This is a genomic window from Streptomyces sp. NPDC047042, from assembly GCF_040644035.1.
Taxonomy (GTDB): Bacteria; Actinomycetota; Actinomycetes; order Streptomycetales; family Streptomycetaceae; genus Streptomyces.
In genome coordinates this window covers 170,100-186,415 of record NZ_JBEYVP010000011.1, presented here as the reverse complement: position 1 = coordinate 186,415, position 16,316 = coordinate 170,100, and the positions used below count along the sequence as shown (strand labels likewise).

At 70.3% G+C, this 16,316-nt stretch carries 14 protein-coding genes and 1 pseudogene; 7 read left to right on the top strand and 8 right to left on the bottom strand.

Going from position 1 to position 16,316, the window contains the following annotated elements; all coding sequences use genetic code 11:
* The first annotated feature begins 8 nt into the window (after positions 1–8).
* The gene (locus tag ABZ855_RS15255; protein WP_360806736.1) at positions 9–503 is read left to right on the top strand and encodes an immunity 21 family protein; all 495 of its coding nucleotides are present in this window, start codon (positions 9–11) and stop codon (positions 501–503) included.
* A gap of 105 nt (positions 504–608) precedes the next feature.
* On the opposite strand, the gene ABZ855_RS15250 is transcribed toward ABZ855_RS15255, so the two are convergent.
* The 3 genes from ABZ855_RS15250 to ABZ855_RS15240 form a co-directional block, all read right to left on the bottom strand.
* Positions 609–2,300: a DUF885 domain-containing protein gene (locus ABZ855_RS15250; RefSeq protein WP_360806733.1), complete on the bottom strand. Its 1,692-nt coding sequence runs from the start codon at positions 2,298–2,300 to the stop codon at positions 609–611.
* Between the two features lie 32 nt (positions 2,301–2,332).
* Positions 2,333–3,613, bottom strand: coding sequence for a GNAT family N-acetyltransferase (locus tag ABZ855_RS15245; protein ID WP_360806730.1), 1,281 nt, complete (start codon positions 3,611–3,613; stop codon positions 2,333–2,335).
* A gap of 113 nt (positions 3,614–3,726) precedes the next feature.
* Positions 3,727–5,319 carry an alkaline phosphatase D family protein gene (locus tag ABZ855_RS15240; RefSeq protein WP_360806727.1) on the bottom strand — a complete coding sequence of 531 codons (1,593 nt, stop codon included), beginning with the start codon at positions 5,317–5,319 and terminating at the stop codon, positions 3,727–3,729.
* A 163-nt stretch (positions 5,320–5,482) separates the two neighbouring features.
* Here ABZ855_RS15240 and ABZ855_RS15235 point away from each other — a divergent pair.
* A pseudogene (locus tag ABZ855_RS15235) lies at positions 5,483–5,724 on the top strand (EamA family transporter); the annotation flags it as partial.
* Between the two features lie 69 nt (positions 5,725–5,793).
* On the opposite strand, the gene ABZ855_RS15230 reads toward ABZ855_RS15235, so the two are convergent.
* Positions 5,794–6,636: an alpha/beta fold hydrolase gene (locus ABZ855_RS15230; RefSeq protein ID WP_360806724.1), complete on the bottom strand. Its 843-nt coding sequence runs from the start codon at positions 6,634–6,636 to the stop codon at positions 5,794–5,796.
* A gap of 143 nt (positions 6,637–6,779) precedes the next feature.
* Between ABZ855_RS15230 and ABZ855_RS15225 the strand changes: the two genes are divergently transcribed.
* Positions 6,780–7,682, top strand: a complete 903-nt coding sequence (locus ABZ855_RS15225) for an RNA polymerase sigma-70 factor (RefSeq protein WP_360806721.1) — start codon at positions 6,780–6,782, stop codon at positions 7,680–7,682.
* Between the two features lie 111 nt (positions 7,683–7,793).
* Positions 7,794–8,555 carry a GntR family transcriptional regulator gene (locus tag ABZ855_RS15220; protein ID WP_360806718.1) on the top strand — a complete coding sequence of 254 codons (762 nt, stop codon included), beginning with the start codon at positions 7,794–7,796 and terminating at the stop codon, positions 8,553–8,555.
* A 119-nt stretch (positions 8,556–8,674) separates the two neighbouring features.
* Here the strand turns inward: ABZ855_RS15220 and ABZ855_RS15215 are convergent, their stop codons facing one another.
* The 3 genes from ABZ855_RS15215 to ABZ855_RS15205 all read right to left on the bottom strand — a co-directional run bounded on the left by ABZ855_RS15215 (position 8,675) and on the right by ABZ855_RS15205 (position 11,898).
* Positions 8,675–9,832, bottom strand: coding sequence for an ROK family transcriptional regulator (locus tag ABZ855_RS15215; RefSeq protein WP_360806715.1), 1,158 nt, complete (start codon positions 9,830–9,832; stop codon positions 8,675–8,677).
* A 214-nt stretch (positions 9,833–10,046) separates the two neighbouring features.
* Positions 10,047–10,721: a response regulator transcription factor gene (locus tag ABZ855_RS15210; protein ID WP_360806712.1), complete on the bottom strand. Its 675-nt coding sequence runs from the start codon at positions 10,719–10,721 to the stop codon at positions 10,047–10,049.
* 4 nt (positions 10,722–10,725) lie between these two features.
* Positions 10,726–11,898, bottom strand: a complete 1,173-nt coding sequence (locus ABZ855_RS15205) for a histidine kinase (protein ID WP_360806709.1) — start codon at positions 11,896–11,898, stop codon at positions 10,726–10,728.
* 107 nt (positions 11,899–12,005) lie between these two features.
* Between ABZ855_RS15205 and ABZ855_RS15200 the strand changes: the two genes are divergently transcribed.
* The gene (locus tag ABZ855_RS15200) at positions 12,006–12,953 is read left to right on the top strand and encodes an ABC transporter ATP-binding protein (protein WP_360806706.1); all 948 of its coding nucleotides are present in this window, start codon (positions 12,006–12,008) and stop codon (positions 12,951–12,953) included.
* A gap of 2 nt (positions 12,954–12,955) precedes the next feature.
* Positions 12,956–13,681 carry an ABC transporter permease gene (locus ABZ855_RS15195; protein WP_360806703.1) on the top strand — a complete coding sequence of 242 codons (726 nt, stop codon included), beginning with the start codon at positions 12,956–12,958 and terminating at the stop codon, positions 13,679–13,681.
* Between the two features lie 146 nt (positions 13,682–13,827).
* Here the strand turns inward: ABZ855_RS15195 and ABZ855_RS15190 are convergent, their stop codons facing one another.
* A complete protein-coding gene (locus ABZ855_RS15190) occupies positions 13,828–14,295 on the bottom strand; it encodes a MarR family winged helix-turn-helix transcriptional regulator (protein ID WP_360806700.1) in 468 nt (155 codons plus the stop codon).
* Positions 14,296–14,632: 337 nt separating this feature from the next.
* Between ABZ855_RS15190 and ABZ855_RS15185 the strand changes: the two genes are divergently transcribed.
* The gene (locus ABZ855_RS15185; protein ID WP_360806697.1) at positions 14,633–16,060 is read left to right on the top strand and encodes a recombinase family protein; all 1,428 of its coding nucleotides are present in this window, start codon (positions 14,633–14,635) and stop codon (positions 16,058–16,060) included.
* The last annotated feature ends 256 nt before the right edge of the window (positions 16,061–16,316 follow it).

Sequence of the window (16,316 nt, the reverse complement as noted above, 5' to 3'; positions counted from 1 at the left end):
TGCTGCGCATGGCAGTTGAGTGGGTGGAGTCGGGTGGTGGGCCGCTCATCGCGGTACCGGAAGCGGTGCTGCCGTTCTGGGCGGGGGCGGACGGCGACGAGTTGTCGACGGACTACGACCGGGCCTGTGACGTGGACGGCCTCATCGGCTTCGTGCCCGTCGGTGACACCACGGCCCTCGTCCTCGGCGACGAACCCGCCTCGACCGCGTTCCTGCCGGAGCACGACACCTTCGTACGGTGGTGCGCGGCCGACTCCGAGGACGAGCTGCTGGCCTGCGTCCCGGCCGCGCTCGCCATCGCGGAGTGGGAGCCGGACCGGACCTGGGAGACCCCGGGCGACGTGCTCCTCTTCGACTCGGCCTGGCCCGGCAAGGAGACGGACCGGACCGATCACCTCCGGGTGGAGCTGACGCCGGGACGGTACGCGGTACGAGCGGCGTACGTGGAGCCGGGACCGGAGACATGGGTGGGGCTCGTACAGCTGCGGCGGCTGCCGGACTGAGGCGGGGGAGAGGCGGGCGAGAGGAGGGGGAGGGGAGCGGGTGCGGAGCGTGCCCTGTCCCCAACTCCCCTACCCCGTACTTCAGTTGCGGGCCAGCGGCTCAGTTCACAGCCGGGACAGCTCGTCCACCAGGTCGTCCAGTCCCAGCGAGCCCTGCGACAGCGCGGCCATGTGCCAGGCCTTGGCGTCGAACGCGTCGCCGTGCCGGCGCTGAGCGTTCTCGCGGCCGAGCAGCCAGGCTCGTTCGCCCAGCTTGTAGCCGATCGCCTGGCCGGGGATGGTCAGATAGCGGGTCAGCTCGCTCTCCACGAAGTCCGCGGGGCGGCTGCTGTGGGCGCCGAAGAACTCCTGGGCCAGCTCCGGGGTCCAGCGCTCGCCCGGGTGGAACGGGGAGTCCGCCGGGATCTCCAGCTCCACGTGCATACCGATGTCGACGATGACCCGGGCCGCCCGCATCATCTGCGCGTCGAGGTAGCCGAGACGCTGCTCGGCGTCCGTGAGATACCCCAGCTCGTCCATCAGCCGCTCCGCGTACAGCGCCCAGCCCTCGCAGTTGGCGCTCACGCCGCCCACGGTGGCCTGGTAGCGGGAGAGGTTCTCGGCGACGTGCACCCACTGCGCGAGCTGGAGGTGGTGGCCGGGGACGCCCTCGTGGTACCAGGTCGAGACCAGGTCGTACACGGGGAAGCGGGTCTGGCCCATCGTCGGCAGCCAGGTGGTGCCGGGGCGGGAGAAGTCCTCCGAGGGGGCCATGTAGTACGGCGCCGCCGCGCTGCCGGGGGGCGCGATGCGGGACTCCACCTTCTTCACCCGCTCGGCGAGTTCGAAGTGCGTGCCGTCCAGTTGCTCGATCGCCTGGTCCATCAGGCCCTGGAGCCACTCGCGGACCTCGTCGACGCCCTCGATGTGCTTGCCGTGCTCGTCGAGATGGGCGAGCGCCACCCATGGCGTCGCGGCGCCGGGCAGGATGTTCTCCGCCTCCTGCTTCATCTCACCGAGGAGCCGGTGGTACTCGGACCAGCCGTACGCGTACGCCTCGTCCAGGTCCAGATCCGTGCCGTTCCAGTAGCGCGACCAGCGCGCGTACCGCTCCCGGCCCACCGTGTTCGGCTTGCCCTCGACGGCCGGCGCGTACACGTCCCGCATCCAGCCCTGGAGTTCGACGACGGCCTCGTCCGCGGTCCGGGCCGCCTCGTCCAGCTCGGTGCGCAGCGCCTCGGGGCCGGCCGACGCGAAGTCCGCGAACCAGCCGATGCCCTTGCCGTCCAGGTCGGACCACTCGCCGAGCTGCCCGATGAACGTGGCGGTGGGACGCGGACCCGCGTACAGCTCGCGTTCCAGGCCCAGCGTCAGGCTCTCCCGGTAGCCCAGCAGCGCGGCCGGCACGGCGCGCAGCCGCTCCGCGACGGCCTTCCAGTCCTCTTCCGTCTCCGTCGGCGTCACCGTGAACACCTCGCGCACCGAGTGCGCGGCCGTGTGCATGTTGCCAACCGCGCGCAGACCCTCGCCCGCCTCGTGCACGGCGAGTTCGGCGGTGAGCCGCTCACGCAGCAGCCGCCCGCAGCGCCGCTCGATGTCACTGTCCGCGCCGGGCCGCCGCTCCGCCTCGTCCAACCGGGCCAGCGTCGTCCGGGCCAGCTCCGCCAGCGCCTCCTGGCCCGCGGGCGAGGTGTCCGGAAGCCTGCTGGAACTCTCCTTCACGCCGAGGTACGTACCGGTGACCGGGTCGAGGGCGATGAGGTCGTCGACATAGGCGTCGGCGACCTCACGGGGCAACGGGTTCTTGGTGTCTGACATGGCCCCATCCTCGTACGCGACGGCAGTCGGCGTCACGTCGATTCGGCGCCACCGCGTGTGCTGCGGTCGTACGACCTCGGGGTACCGACGGAGGCCGTCTCCAGACGGGCCGTGATGACGAGAGTGCCCTCCTCGATCTGGTAGTCGAGGGGCAGGCCGAGGCCACGCATCACGGCGACCATGCCGGTGTTGGAGGACTGCGTGACGGCGTACACGTGCTCGCAGTTCGCCTCGCGTGCCATCGCCACCAGACGGCGCAGGAGCTCCCCGCCGATGCCGCGCCGCTGCCACTCGTCCTCGACGAGCAGCGCGATCTCGGTCTCCTCACCGTCCCAGAGGAGGTGACCGAGCCCGACGATCCGCCCCGAGGCCGTCTGCACGGCGAGCGTACGGCCGTAACGCGGGCTGAGCAGATGCCCCAGATAGCGGTCGGCGTCGCCCATCGGACCGTGGTAGCGGAGCGAGAGGGTGCGGGGTGAGCAGCGCTCGTGGAGCGCCTTGGCCGCGTCCAGGTCGCGTGCGTCGGCACGCCGTACGGTGATGGCGTTGCCCCGCGGCAGCGTCAGCACGTCCTGGCCGTGCGGGACCCGGGGACCGAGCCGCGCGTCCAGCTCCACCAGCGCCCGCGCCCGGGCGAACTCGGTCGGGGTGAACGGCAGATACGGCCGCTCCACGATGATCACTCCGCCTTCCGGCGCGCGCAGCCGCATCACCGTGTCCGTCTCTTCGAGCGCGCCCCCTGCCGGTACGCCCTCCAGTGCCGCCGGGTCACCGCCGGGCAGCGACCGGATCGCGCACCGGCCGAGCAACTGGCGCAGCGCGAGCGGCAGTTCGGCCGAATCCAGGGCCGTACGGGTGGCCAGGCCCAGGACCCGAGTCGGCGCGTCGACGAGATCGTGGGTGTCCGCCCGCTCGATCCACGTCCCCTCACCGCCCGCCAGGGAGATCGCCTGGGAGATCTCGGAGGCGGTGAGGTCACGAGAGGCGCGCAGCAGGAACTCGTCGACCGTGCCCCGGGCCAGCGGATGCGTCTGGAGGCTGAGAATGTCGATACGCCGATCGGCGAGGGCGATGCACAGCGAGGCGAGCGATCCCGGCTGGTCCTTGACCGTCGTTCGCATCCGCCACAGCACACTCGCGTCGGGGTCCATCCCGGTGTCGGCCGCCGCGCCGGTGGCGTCCGGCGGTGCGTGACCGTGGCGGCTTGCCCACCATGTGCGCAGCAGCGCGGCAAGCTCGACGACGTCCTGGCGCCAGTGGCGCACGGGGCGCCCGTCGGTCACAGCGGATTCCTCAGCTATCTTTCGCGTCATGCCATCACCATGCGCCAACGGTGTTGCGTGATCACGAACGGACTGTGACCGAAGGGTTAAGTTGCTTTCCGCCCCTTTTGTTTACTCCTGTACCACTACTGGCCGACTTGGCACTACTGCCCCACTCGCCCCGGCTGCAGCACCTTCGTGAACAGCACGGTCCCGTCCTGCTCGCGCAGCCGTACCGTCAGCTCACCGCTGCCCCCGTCGATGTCGACCTCGCCGAAGAACTGGTAGCCGCCGGCGGGCGAGACGTTCGCCGCGGTCGGCGCCTTCACGAAGACGCGCTCCGGACCGAACGTACCGTCGAGCGCGCTCGCGGGGAACGCCCCGGCGTTCAGCGGGCCCGACACGAACTCCCAGAACGGCTCGAAGTCGCTGAAGGCGGCCCGCGAGGGCTGGTAGTGCTGCGCCGAGGTGGGGTGGACGTCGGCGGTCAGCCAGACCGTGCCGGTGATCCGCCGGTGCTTGATGTACCGCAGCAGCTCGGCGATCTGCAGCTCACGCCCGAGGGGCGCACCCGGGTCGCCCTGCGCGACGGCCTCGATGTTGGCCCTGCCCTCGGTGGCGTCCGGTACGACCAGGCCCAGCGGCATGTCGGCGGCGATCACCTTCCACACGGCACGCGAGCAGGACAGTTCGCGCTTGAGCCACTCCAGCTGCTCGGCGCCGAGGATGCCCTGCGGGTCGACGGTCTGGTCGTCGGGGGAGTTGGCGTCGCGGTACGTCCGCATGTCGAGGACGAACACGTCGAGCAGCGGGCCCTGGTGCAGCACGCGGTACACGCGGCCGTCCCGGGAGCCCGGGCGGAGCGTGGAGACCGGGAAGTACTCGCTGAAGGCCCGCCGGGCCCGGCCGGCGAGGACATCGACGTTCTTCTCCGTGTACCGGGTGTCCGAGTCGAGGATCCGCTGCCCCGGGTACCAGTTGTTGCGCACCTCGTGGTCGTCCCACTGGATGATCGACGGGACCTGGGCGTTGAACCGACGGAGGTTCTCGTCGAGCAGGTTGTAGCGGAAGTTGCCGCGGAACTCGGCGAGCGTCTCGGCGACCTTCGACTTCTCCTCGGTGGTGATGTTCCGCCAGGTGCTGCCGTCGGGCAGCGCCGCGGTGGCGGAGATCGGGCCGTCGGCGTAGATGTTGTCGCCGCTGCACAGGAAGAAGTCGGGGTCGAGCTTGCCCATCGCGTCGTAGATCCGGTAGCCGCCGAGGTCCGGGTTGATGCCCCAGCCCTGCCCCGCCAGGTCCCCCGACCACAGGAACCGCACCCCGTCGCGCCGCCGCACCGGCGCCGTACGGAAGGTGCCGGTCACCGGCTCGCCGGTGCGACGCGGGTCGTCCGGGTCGGCGAGCAGCACCCGGTAGTGGATCTGCTCGCCCGGCGGCAGCCCGCGCAGCCGCGTCGTACCGGTGAAGTCGGTGTCCGCGCCGAGCAGCGGCCCGAGCCGGCGGCGGGGGTTGCGGAACGACCCGGTGGCGGACGTCTCGACGACCATCCGGGCGGGCCGGTCGGACCGTACCCACACCAGCCCCGAGTCGGCGGTCACATCACCGGTCTGGACACCCCAGCCGGCCTTCGGCCGCCCGGACAGCGCGAACGCGGGTGCCGCCGCGCCGATGGCGGCGGCGGGCAGGGTCAGTGCGGCCGAAGCGGCCAGCGAGCCGCGCAGCACGCTACGACGACCGGGCAGGGAAGAAGCTGACATGGGCGTGCCTCCGGGGACGGGATCCGGCGAATGTGCACAGCCACAACTACTGGGACACCACAGCGCCCACACAAACCGCGAGTGAACAACTGCTCCCGCAGCCAGGGAAAGTGGCCGCGACGACCGGCGCGCGGGCCGGGGTCGAGGAGGCGAGGACGTCAGGGAGTCCGCGCTCGCCGGGGTGGCCCTGGACGGGGTCGGCCGGCTGCGCGTGCCCGAAGCAACCGAGACCGCCGCGCTGCTCCGGCAGGCGGCGGTCGCCACCGTGGTCGGCTTCGTAGGCCGGTACGTCGGCTGCGGCGGATCGGCGCGCGGCGCGCCACGCTCTTCTCCGGGCTCAACCCCTTCGGCGCTGCCCGCACCGCCCCGCTCGTCGGTACGGGCTCCTACGGCCTCGTTCAGGCTGCGGAAACGCCCTCGTCGGCGTCGAGTCGCCTTGGGACCAAGCGCGTTGGCCCTCGTGCGCCTCGCCGGTCAGCGGCTGCCGTCGAGGAGGACCCGGGCGACCAGGGCCGGGTCGTCGTTCATCGGTACGTGGCCGCAGCCGGGGAGGCGGATCAGGCGGGCCTTGGGGATGGTCTGCTTGGCGCGGATGCCCTGGCGGCGCACGAGCAGCAGGTCCCGGGTGCCCCACGCCACGGTGACCGGGAGGCCCGGGATGTCGTCCGTGAAGCGGATGTCCCGGCCGCTCCTGAGGGTTTCGCCGAACCGCTGGGCGTTCGCCAGGGCGAGCGTCTCGGCGACGACGGCCTCGGGTGAACGGCGGCCGGGCCGGGCGTAGATGGTGCTCGTCAGGACGCTCCGCCCCGCCGCCGAGCGCGACAGCCGCTCGACCAGGGGCAGCGGCATGCTCCGCGCGGCCCGCCGCATCGCGAGCAGCACACCGAACGCGTACCGCCGCTCCGCCTGCGACCAGAAACCCGCCGGGGAAAGCGCGGTGACGGACCGTACGCGCTTCTCGCGACCGAGCTCCAGGGCCAGCAGACCGCCCAGCGAATTGCCCGCCACATGCGGCCGGTCCAGCCCCAGCGCGTCGCACAGGCCGCCGAAGACGGCGGTCATCGTCGGCAGGTCGTGCACGAAGTCGTCCGGCAGCGCGGGGGAGGCGCCGAAGCCGGGGAGGTCGACGGCGATCACCTCCCGCTCGGTGGCCAGGATGTCGATCACCGGGTCCCAGGCCTGCCGGTGGTGGCCGATGCCGTGCAGCAGCAGAAGCGGCTCGCCGGCGCCCACGCGCGCGTACGACAGGGTCACGGTCCTGGTCTCGGCCTCCGGGGCGTACGGAGAGTGGACCTCGAAGGCGACGGTGGCGGACATGGGCTCTCCTCGACGTACGCGTCTGCGTAGGTGCGTATCTGCGTAGACAGCTTGTCAGTAATTACTACTGGCCGGTAGCCCCTGGTGGGCCTTGGCTCTCAACTCGCTGGACACGCCACTCGCAACCGGGTTGGGATGGAGCAATGACTGCCGACACCGTGACCGACGTCTTCGAAGAGCACCGGCCCGTCCTGATGGGCGTCGCCTACCGCATGCTCGGCCGGGTGGCCGACGCCGAGGACGTCGTCCAGGACGCGTGGCTGCGCTGGTCGGGCGCCGACCGGACCGACGTACGCGAACCGCGTGGCTACCTCGTACGCGTCACCACCCGGCTCGCCATCGACCGGCTGCGCCAGGTGAAGGCGCGCGGTGAGACCTACGTCGGCCCGTGGCTCCCCGAGCCCTACGTCACCGACCTCGCCGACGGCACGGGCACCGTCGCGGACGCGGCCGAGCGGGCCGTGCTCGCCGACACCGTGTCCCTCGCCGTCATGGTCGTCATGGAGTCCCTCTCGCCGCTGGAGCGCGCGGTGTTCGTCCTGAGGGAGGCCTTCGGGTACCCGTTCGCGGAGATCGCCGGCATGCTCGACCGGTCCGAACCGGCGGTGCGTCAGCTCGCCGGACGCGCCCGTCGGCACGTCGACGAACGACGCCCGCGCTACGAGGTCGATCCCTCCCAGCGCCGCGACCTCACCCAGCGCTTCCTCGTCGCCGCCGAACAGGGCGATCTCGCGGGCCTCATGGAACTCCTCGCCCCGGACGTCTGCCTTGTCGCCGACAGCGGCGGGCTGGCCAAGTCGCCGCGCCGCATCCTGGAGTCGGCCGACCATGTGGGCCGCTTCGTCATCGGCGTCGGCGGCAAGGGCCTCACGGACGCCTCGTTCCGCTTCCTGGAGGTCAACGGCGGCCTCGCCGTGCTGGTCCTGGACGGCGGCAAGCCCGACGCCGTGTTCCAGATCGATGTGGCGGACGGCCGTATCCAGTACGTGTACATCATCCGCAACCCGGACAAGGTGCGCTCTCTGGCCACTCCCCAGGAAGGCTGATTGGTCTTGACCAAGGCTCAGGGCCGCCCTATGGTCGCAGGAAAGTGCAACAACCTTTAATAAACAAGGGCATCAAAACGCCGGTGGACCACGGCGATTGCGGAGGACAGGGTGGGGACCACGCAGTTGGAAACGGTGCCGGAGCCGAAGTACTGGCATCTGAAGACCGTGCTCAGTGAGGCACTGGACTCCGAGTTCACGGTGGGCGAGATCCTGCCCAACGAGCGCGACCTCGCGGCCCGCTTCGGCGTCGCCCGTGCCACGCTCCGCCAGGCACTGGAACAGCTCGAACTCGAAGGCCGGCTCCAGCGCCGTCGCGGTGTCGGTACGACTGTCGCCCCGCCGCGCATGGGCGTCGCCGTCGGCACGGCCCAGCACGCGTGGCCGGGCGCGGCGGGCGACGCCTGGCAGCCCGTCGACAGCGGGCTGGCCGTACCCGCCGCGGGGGTGGCCGCCGCCCTGGAGACGGGCCCGGACGAGGCCGTCCACACCGTGCGCCGCTCCCGCGTCTCGCACGGCCAGCCGGTCGCCGCGGAACTGCTCTACGTGCCGTCCGCGTCGGTGCCCGACCTGTCGGCGATAGACGCCCCGTCCGGCGCCTCGCGCGCGCGTGCGGTGCTGCGGGAACTCCAGCGCCTGGAGCTGGAGGGCCAGGACCGCGCCGTGGAACTCGGCTCGGCGCGCGCGGACGACGCCAAGGAGCTGGACCGTCTTCCCGGGGCGCCCGTCCTCGTGGTCACGACCCGCTTCTTCGCCCAGGGACGCACAGCCGCGCTCTCGGTGGCGACCTATCGCGCTGACACGTGCCGGTTGACTTTCGGCGACGCCGGGGGAGTGGAAATACACCACGGCCCGGAACGCCGGGCGTCCTAGCAGTCATACAGGCCTGTGCGCCAACCCGCGCCCCAAGGGGCGCGGGGAACCGCGCGACCAGCCACGACGCACGCGCAGCCGCTACACCGCAGTCACCACACCGCACTCCACGCGGACGCTCAACGCCGCGCAGTCACAGTCCCCTCCACCGCGAACAACTGCTCATCGACATGGTCGAGAGCAAGCCGCAGCGCACCCGTCGCCACGGCCGCCTCGCCGAGGAGCGAGAGGGCCACGCCGGGCGGGCGCAGACAGTAGCGCGCCAGCTCGTCGCGCAACGGCTCCAGTACGCCGTCCAGCCCCGCCGCCCAGCCCCCGACGACCACCAGTTCGGGGTCGAGGGCCAGGACGAGCGCGGCCACGTCGTGGACCAGCCGCTGGATGAAGCGGTCGACGGCAGCGCGGGCCTGCTCGTCGCCCTCGCGGGCCCGGCGGAACACCCCGGCGACCGCCACCTCGTCGAGCGGGTGCAGCGGCTCGCCCGTGGTCGACAGCAGTGCCTCCGGCGTCGCTCCCCGGCCCAGCAGATGCAGCGCGCCGATCTCCCCGGCCGCCCCGCCGTACCCCCGGTGCAGCCGCCCGCCGATCAGCGAACCGGCGCCCGGACTCAGCCCGGCCAGTACGAACACGACGTCGTCGGAGTCGATCGCCGCGCCCTTCCAGTGCTCGGCGACGGCAGCCGCGTTGGCGTCGTTCTCCACCAGCACCGGGCACTTGAAGGACCGGCTGAGCCGCTCACCGAGCCGCAGCCCGGTCCACTCGGGCAGCGCCGTGCACAGCCGTACGACCCCGTCGGCCTCCACTATCCCGGGTGTGGCCACACCCACGGCGCGCAGCGAGTCACGGGCCACCCCGGCCCGCCGCAGCAATTCGGCGACCGCCGACCGCAATCGCTCGAGCCGTTCGTCGGCGGGCGCCGCCTCGTCGACGTCCTTCGAGATCGACCCCAGAAAACGCCCGTCGAGGTCGGACAGCAGCGCGGCGACCCGATGGGAGCCGATCTCAAGCCCCAGCAGATGCCCGGCCTCCGCCCGGAACCTGAACCGCCGCGCGGGCCGCCCCTGCCGCCGCGCGACACTCTCGTCCGCGGCCTTCTCGACGACGAGCCCGCCCTCGATCAGCCCCTCGACCACGCCCTCGACGGTCGGCCGGGACAGCCCCGTCACCCGGGTGATCTCGGTCAGCGTCGCGCAGTCCGTGGCACGCAGCGCGTGCAGCACCACCGCGGAGTTGATCCTTCGCAGCAGCGAGGGATCCCCACCGGTCAGCTGCCCCAACGTACGTCCTCCCAGCCAAGCCGACCTGGTGAGGGCGGGTGCGCGACCGCGCCCCCAAAGGGGCGCGGGGAACTGCGCGACCAGGCCCCACCGGCCCGCGGGTTCGTCACAGCGCTTCCGGCGGAGCGCTCAGTGCAGGTGTGGGGCGGATCGTACTCGGCGCGGAGCACCCCGGCGAGAGCCGGGCACACCAGATCTCTCCGGCAGGCCGGGATCATCCGGGCGCCACGAACCCGGACTCGTACGCCACGATGACCGCCTGCGTACGATCCCGGGCCCCCAGTTTCGCCAGCAGCGCGCTGACATGCGACTTCACGGTCTCGCCGCCGACGACCAGCCGAGCGGCGATCTCCGCGTTGGACAGCCCCCGGGCCATCAGCCGCAGCACTTCCTCCTCGCGCCCGGTCAGCCGAGCCCGCTCCAGAACATCCCGGGCGGCCCGGTTCCCGCCCCTGTCCCGCCCCCGGTCCCCGTACTCGGCCGCCAGCCGCCGTACCGAGGCCGGGAACAGCAGCGACTCGCCCTCGGCGACCAGCCGCACCGCGTGCACGATCTCGGCCGGCCGGGCCCGCTTGAGCAGAAACCCGTCGGCACCGGCCCGCAGCGCCTCGTACACGTACTCGTCGTTCTCGAACGTCGTCACTACCAGGATCCTCGGCGGCTCCGGCACGGTCCGCAGCACCGCGCGCGTGGCCTCGATGCCGTCCATCAGCGGCATCCGCACATCCATGGCGACCACATCGGGCCGCAACCGCCTGACCAACGGGATGACCGCGGCCCCGTCCGCCGCCTCCCCGACGACCTCGATATCGGGCTGAGCCTCCAGCACGGCCCGCAGACCCGCGCGTACGAGGGGCTCGTCGTCGACCAGGAGCACGGTTACGGGCATCCGGTCAGCGTAGATCAGCCCGCAGCGGCAACTCGACGTGCACCTGCCAGTCGCCCGCGTCGGGCCCCGTACGCGCGTGGCCGCCCAGCAGCGCCGCGCGCTCCCGTATGCCGCGCAGGCCACTGCCCCGGTCGGGGCCGGGTATCGCGGCGGTGAGCGGGTTGCGGACCTCCAGGGCGAGGGTGTCGTCCGCGACCCCGATCCGGACCCGGACGGGCACGGCCCCCGCGTGCCGCAGCACATTGGTGAGCGACTCCTGGAGGATGCGGTAGCCCTCGCGGGACACCGGACCCGGCACCCCGTCGAGAGGGCCGGTCACCTCCATGGCGACGTTCGCACCGGAAAAGCGCGCGGACTCCAGAAGCCGGTCGGCCTCGGTGAGGGCCGGCCGGCTGCTCGCGGGCCTGTCCGACTCGCGCAGCACGCCGAGGACACGCTCCAGGTCCTCCAGCGCGGCCCGGCCGGTCTCCTCGATGGCCTCCAGCGCCCGGTCGGTGAACGCGGGATCACCCGCCGCGCGGGCCGCGCCCGCCTGCACCACCGCCACCGTGAGCGCGTGCCCGATGGAGTCGTGCAGCTCATGGGCGATGCGGTTGCGCTCCAGAAGTTGTTCGGTGCGTTCCTCCAGTGCGGCCAGCCGCTCGGAGGGCGAAGGGCCGAGCAGCCCGCGTGCGGCGGCGGTGACCAGCTCGCCCAGGCCGACCACCACGCCGTAGAAGACGAGCAGCGGCAGCGGAACGAGCAGGGCGTACACCCACTGCGGCTGCGAGGCGGGCAGGAAGGGATTTCCGTCGGAGACGTGTCCGCTCGCGGCCAGGACCAGGTCGACGGAGGTCAACGGCAGCCAGACACTGGCCCCCATCGTCACCGCCCCGAGAGCCATCCGCACCTCCAGCCACAACACCGTCCGCAGCCGGTCACGCCAACTCGCCGACGGCGCGATGGAGATCGCCGACTCGGACGCCGGCTCGCCCGGCGTCAACAGCAGCCGCGCCTGCACCCCCTCGCCCAGCCGCACCCCCGGAATCAGCCCGACCAGCAGCAGAACAGCGGCGGGCATCCACGGAGTCGACATGTCGATGAACATCCACACGCTCACGGCAAGCATCGGCACCCACAGGTGCAGTAAGCGCGTGTACGTCGTCCCGCGCAGCAGCGGGCGCAGAAAGCGGGCCATGACGACATCGTGACAGCCACCACTGACAACGACCTCCCCCGGACGGGGGAGACGCTCCCCACGCGCGGGGGAGGCGGTACCACCACCCGCCCCGCCACGCTGCTCCCATGACCAGCATCGACATCCAGAACCTCACCAAGGAGTACGGCACCACACGAGCCGTCGACCACCTCACCTTCCGTGTCCTGCCCGGCCGCGTCACCGGCTTCCTCGGCCCCAACGGCGCCGGAAAGTCCACCACCATGCGGCTCGTGCTCGGCCTGGACCGGCCGACGTCCGGCACCGCCACGATCGGCGGACGCGCCTACGCCTCGCTCGACGAACCCCTGCGCCACGCGGGCGCCCTCCTCGACGCGCAGGCCGCGCACGGCTCACGTACCGCACGTGACCAGCTGCGGGTGCTGGCGACGAGCAACCGCATCCCGGAGCGCCGGGTGGACGAGGTCCTGGAGGAGACCGGGCTCGCGCCCGCCGCGAGGCGCCGGGTGAAGACGTACTCCCTCGGCATGCGCCAACGCCTGGGCATCGCCGCCGCCCTCCTCGGCGATCCGCCCGTACTGCTGCTCGACGAGCCCTCCAACGGCCTCGACCCCGAAGGCATCATCTGGATCCGGGAGCTGCTGCGCCGCCTGGCCGGCGAGGGCCGGACGGTCCTGGTCTCCAGCCACCTCATGAACGAGACAGCGTCCTTCGCCGACCACCTCGTGGTCCTCGGCCGCGGCCGCCTGCTCGCCGACACCCCGGTGCGCGAGTTCATCCACGCGCGCGTACAGCCGCGAGTACGGGTGCGCACGACAAAGACCGCCCTGCTCAAGGAGGCCCTCGCACGCCACGGCTACGAGGCCGCCGAACACGAGGACGGGCATCTGACGGTCAGCCACGCGCGGGTGGAGGACATCGGACGGCTGGCGTCGGATGCCGCCGTGCCGATCCTCGAACTGGCGGCGGAGGAGGGCACGTTGGAGCAGGCCTACCTGGACCTGACGACGTCCGAGACCGAATTCGCCGCCCGGCAGTCACCGACGCAATCTGCAGCGCAGCCTCAGGAGGCCTGACCATGCCGTTCGCACCCGTACTGCGCTCAGAGTGGCTGAAGATCCGTACTCTCCGCTCACTCTGCGGGGCACTGCTCGCAGTGTTCGCCGTCTCCACGGCGTTCTCCGCGCTAGCCGGGATCTCCAGTACCTCCGACCCGGAGTTCGACCCGTTGTTCACGGCGCTCTCCGGAGTGGGGCCCGGCCAGATCGCCGCCATCGCCTTCGGCGCGACGGCCGTCTCGTCCGAGTTCCACGGCGGCGGACTGCGCCTCTCCCTCGCCGCGGTGCCGCAGCGCGGGCGGTGGTTCGCAGCGAAGATCGCGGCCATCGGCGTACCGGCCCTGCTGGTGGGGCTGGTCACCGGCTTCGCCTCGCTCACCGCCGCGAGAGCGGGCCTGGGGGAGGCGGCGAGCGGACTCACGGCGGGCGAACAGGTGCGTGGTGTCGTCGGCTGCGGCATCTACCTCACGCTGATGGCGCTGCTCGCGGCCGGCCTCACCGCCCTGCTGCGCAGCGGTGTGGCCACGCTCAGCATCCTGATCCCGTTCGTCCTCATCGTCTCGTTCGTGATCGGGGACGTGGCGGGCGGGCTGACCGACTTCCTCCCCGACCGGGCGGGCCAAGTGGTCCTGCACGAGAGGTCCGACAGCTCGCTGGGCCCCTGGACCGGCCTCACGGTGACCGCCCTGTGGACGGGGGCCGCGCTGCTCGCGGGGGCGTGGAGCGTGCGGCGCCGGGATGCGTGAGGGGGGGGCGCGGGCGAGGCCGCGTGCCGCCAAGCTTGCGGGCTCCGCACGCTCGCCGAGGTGGGCGTCAACCTCGGCGAGAACGAGATCCGCGTCCGCCGCCCGGCTGCTCACGCCGGGGACGCTTGCCCTGGACTCGCGGCCTGTCAGGCGGCCGTCCCGCCCGCGTTGCGGATCAGCCGCTGGAGCACCTTCACCGTGGTGACGTAGTCCGCGTCGTCGATGCCCTCGTGGAGGACGGCTCTGATCGCGGGCGCGATACTGACCATGTCGACACGGGCCTGCTCTCCCTCTGGGGTGAGCCACAGCCGGTTCTCGGCGTCCCGGGTCAGCCAGCCGCGCTCCAGGAGTACTTCGGCCTCCACTGCCAGATCGTCCTCGGGCCGGATATAGGAGGTCATGGCCTGGCGCAGCTCGGGCAGGGTCATCCCCTCTCCGTCGGGTGAGATGTCGTTCTTCGACAGGTTGCGCAGCAACCAGAACTGGGGCTGGGTGTAGCCCTTTTCGGCCTGCCGGGCCCGGATGTACGCGATGAGCGCCTCGTAGGCGACACCGGTCCAGTACGCGGCGGGCTGGCCGGCGAGTTCGGCGTCGGAGAGCTGCTGGGTCGTCATGGAACGTCCTCTCCAGGTACTTCGGCGTGGAGCCCGCACACCGTGCAGGTCATGCGAAGAACGTAGGACCTCAAGTGCGGTTGAGGGCAAGCGAGATCACGGCATCGGAACCGTCCTGGACAGCCCCGTTTGCCTCGACCGATACTCCACAGCCCACCAGGTCGTCATCGACGCTGACTCACGCCTGGTCGTAGTGATCGGCCGGCCATATGGCCAGGGAAGCAGCCTCCCGCAGGCGCCCGAACTCCTCCGCCATCGTCGCCGCCGTCCAGTGCGCGTTCAGGCCGCTCAAAGCATTGGAAACTATGCCCAACATAGTATAATTAGGGCATAGCGCATGAAAGCGGACATAAACCCCATAATCGTTGCCCCGTACGCCCGTATCTCGGATACGGATGAGGAGCGCGCTCCCGGTCTTGACCGGCAGCTTCGTACTGTACTGCCACTCATCGAAACGCACGGCGGTACAGCAACACGCGAGTACATCGACAACGACAAGTCTGCATATAAGCCAGAGGTCATCCGTGACGAAGGATTTGAACCCTGGCTTCAAGACTTCACCGCCGGTAAGAATGATGGCATTGCCGGTTGGGATCTCGACCGCATCTTCCGTCAGCCCTCCGACCTTGAACGCGTGATCAAGGCGTACTGCCACGCGTACTTCAAAGAGGGTCGTGTAAAGCCAGTTCTCTGGCTCACCTCGATGAGCATCGACCTGACGGACGAAGACGGCCAGATGGTCGCTCGCATGTTGGTGAACATCGCCAACCACTCCAGTGCGAAGACTGTGAAGCGTGTGACCAACTTCTACCGGGACGAGGCGCTGATGGGGAACGTCTTCAGCAACTACCCGGCGTTCTACCGCAACAAAGATGGTTCGATCAACGAGGACAGGGCCACCATCACGCATAAGGCCATCGCGGATGTATTCGCGGGCATCCGTCCCACGGCCATCGCGGAGGAGTGGCGCAGCAAGGGCATTACGACTGCCCGGGGTGGCCGGGTCACTGGCGAAACCGTGCGCCGTATCTTGATCGCACCCGGCATCGCTGGCCTGGCTGTGTACAAGAGAGAAGTGCTTCTCGATGAAGACGGCCAGTACATCAAGCGACACGACGGCGGCCTGATCGACGCCCCAACCTGGGAAGCACTGTGTGAACTTCTCAAGTCAAAGCCTGACCGTCGTCGGCCTACCCGGGCACTCTTGAGTCGCGTCCTGCGGTGTGGTCGCTGTGGTTCAAAACTGGTGCGTGCACCCAAAGGCGACCGGTACTTCACGTACAACTGCCAGTCCAAAGATGCAGGCGGGTGCGCGGGGCTCGGCATCTCAGGCCCCCGGCTGGATCAACAGATCACAGATCTGGTGCTTGCATATCTCGATCAACCGATCGAAGCGCCTGAGTCCGACGGCGCTCCTGATACGGCACGCCTTGACGAGGTGACCACGAAAATCGCCGAACTCATGGCGGCGTACCGGGCCGGTGAGATGTCGGGATCGATTGTGTTTCCGTCAATCAAGGAGCTTGAAGACGAACAGAAAAAACTGCGCTCCCAAGTAGCGCAGCATGTACGGAAAGCGAAGCAAGTCACCTCGGCCGCCGAGGAGTGGCCCACGCTGCCGCTTGACCGGAAGCAGGCGATTCTTGAAGAACTCTTTGAGGCAATCGTCATCGCACCAGCCGAAGGCGTGCGTGAGAAGGGTCGCCAGACGACATACAACGAGAATCGCGTGACGGTTGTGTGGCGTCAGCCGATTAGAAGTTGACGCACCTTAGCTAAACGGCTCTTCGTTAGCTTCGGGGCGCGAGAAAGCTGCTCCGCTGTCCAGCCCTGTGACGTCATAGTCGCGGGGCTGGATTTTTTTGTGCCTTGGACGCCTTGAACCGGCTCGCCTGTATTGGTTGGCTGCTTCTTTTTTCGTGCTGGTGTACGTGATTGTGTCGCTGACATGGATAATTCTCTACCTTTTATTATAAATCAACCACCCCCAAACGTCACCAGTCAAACTCGCCAAGCGCTCC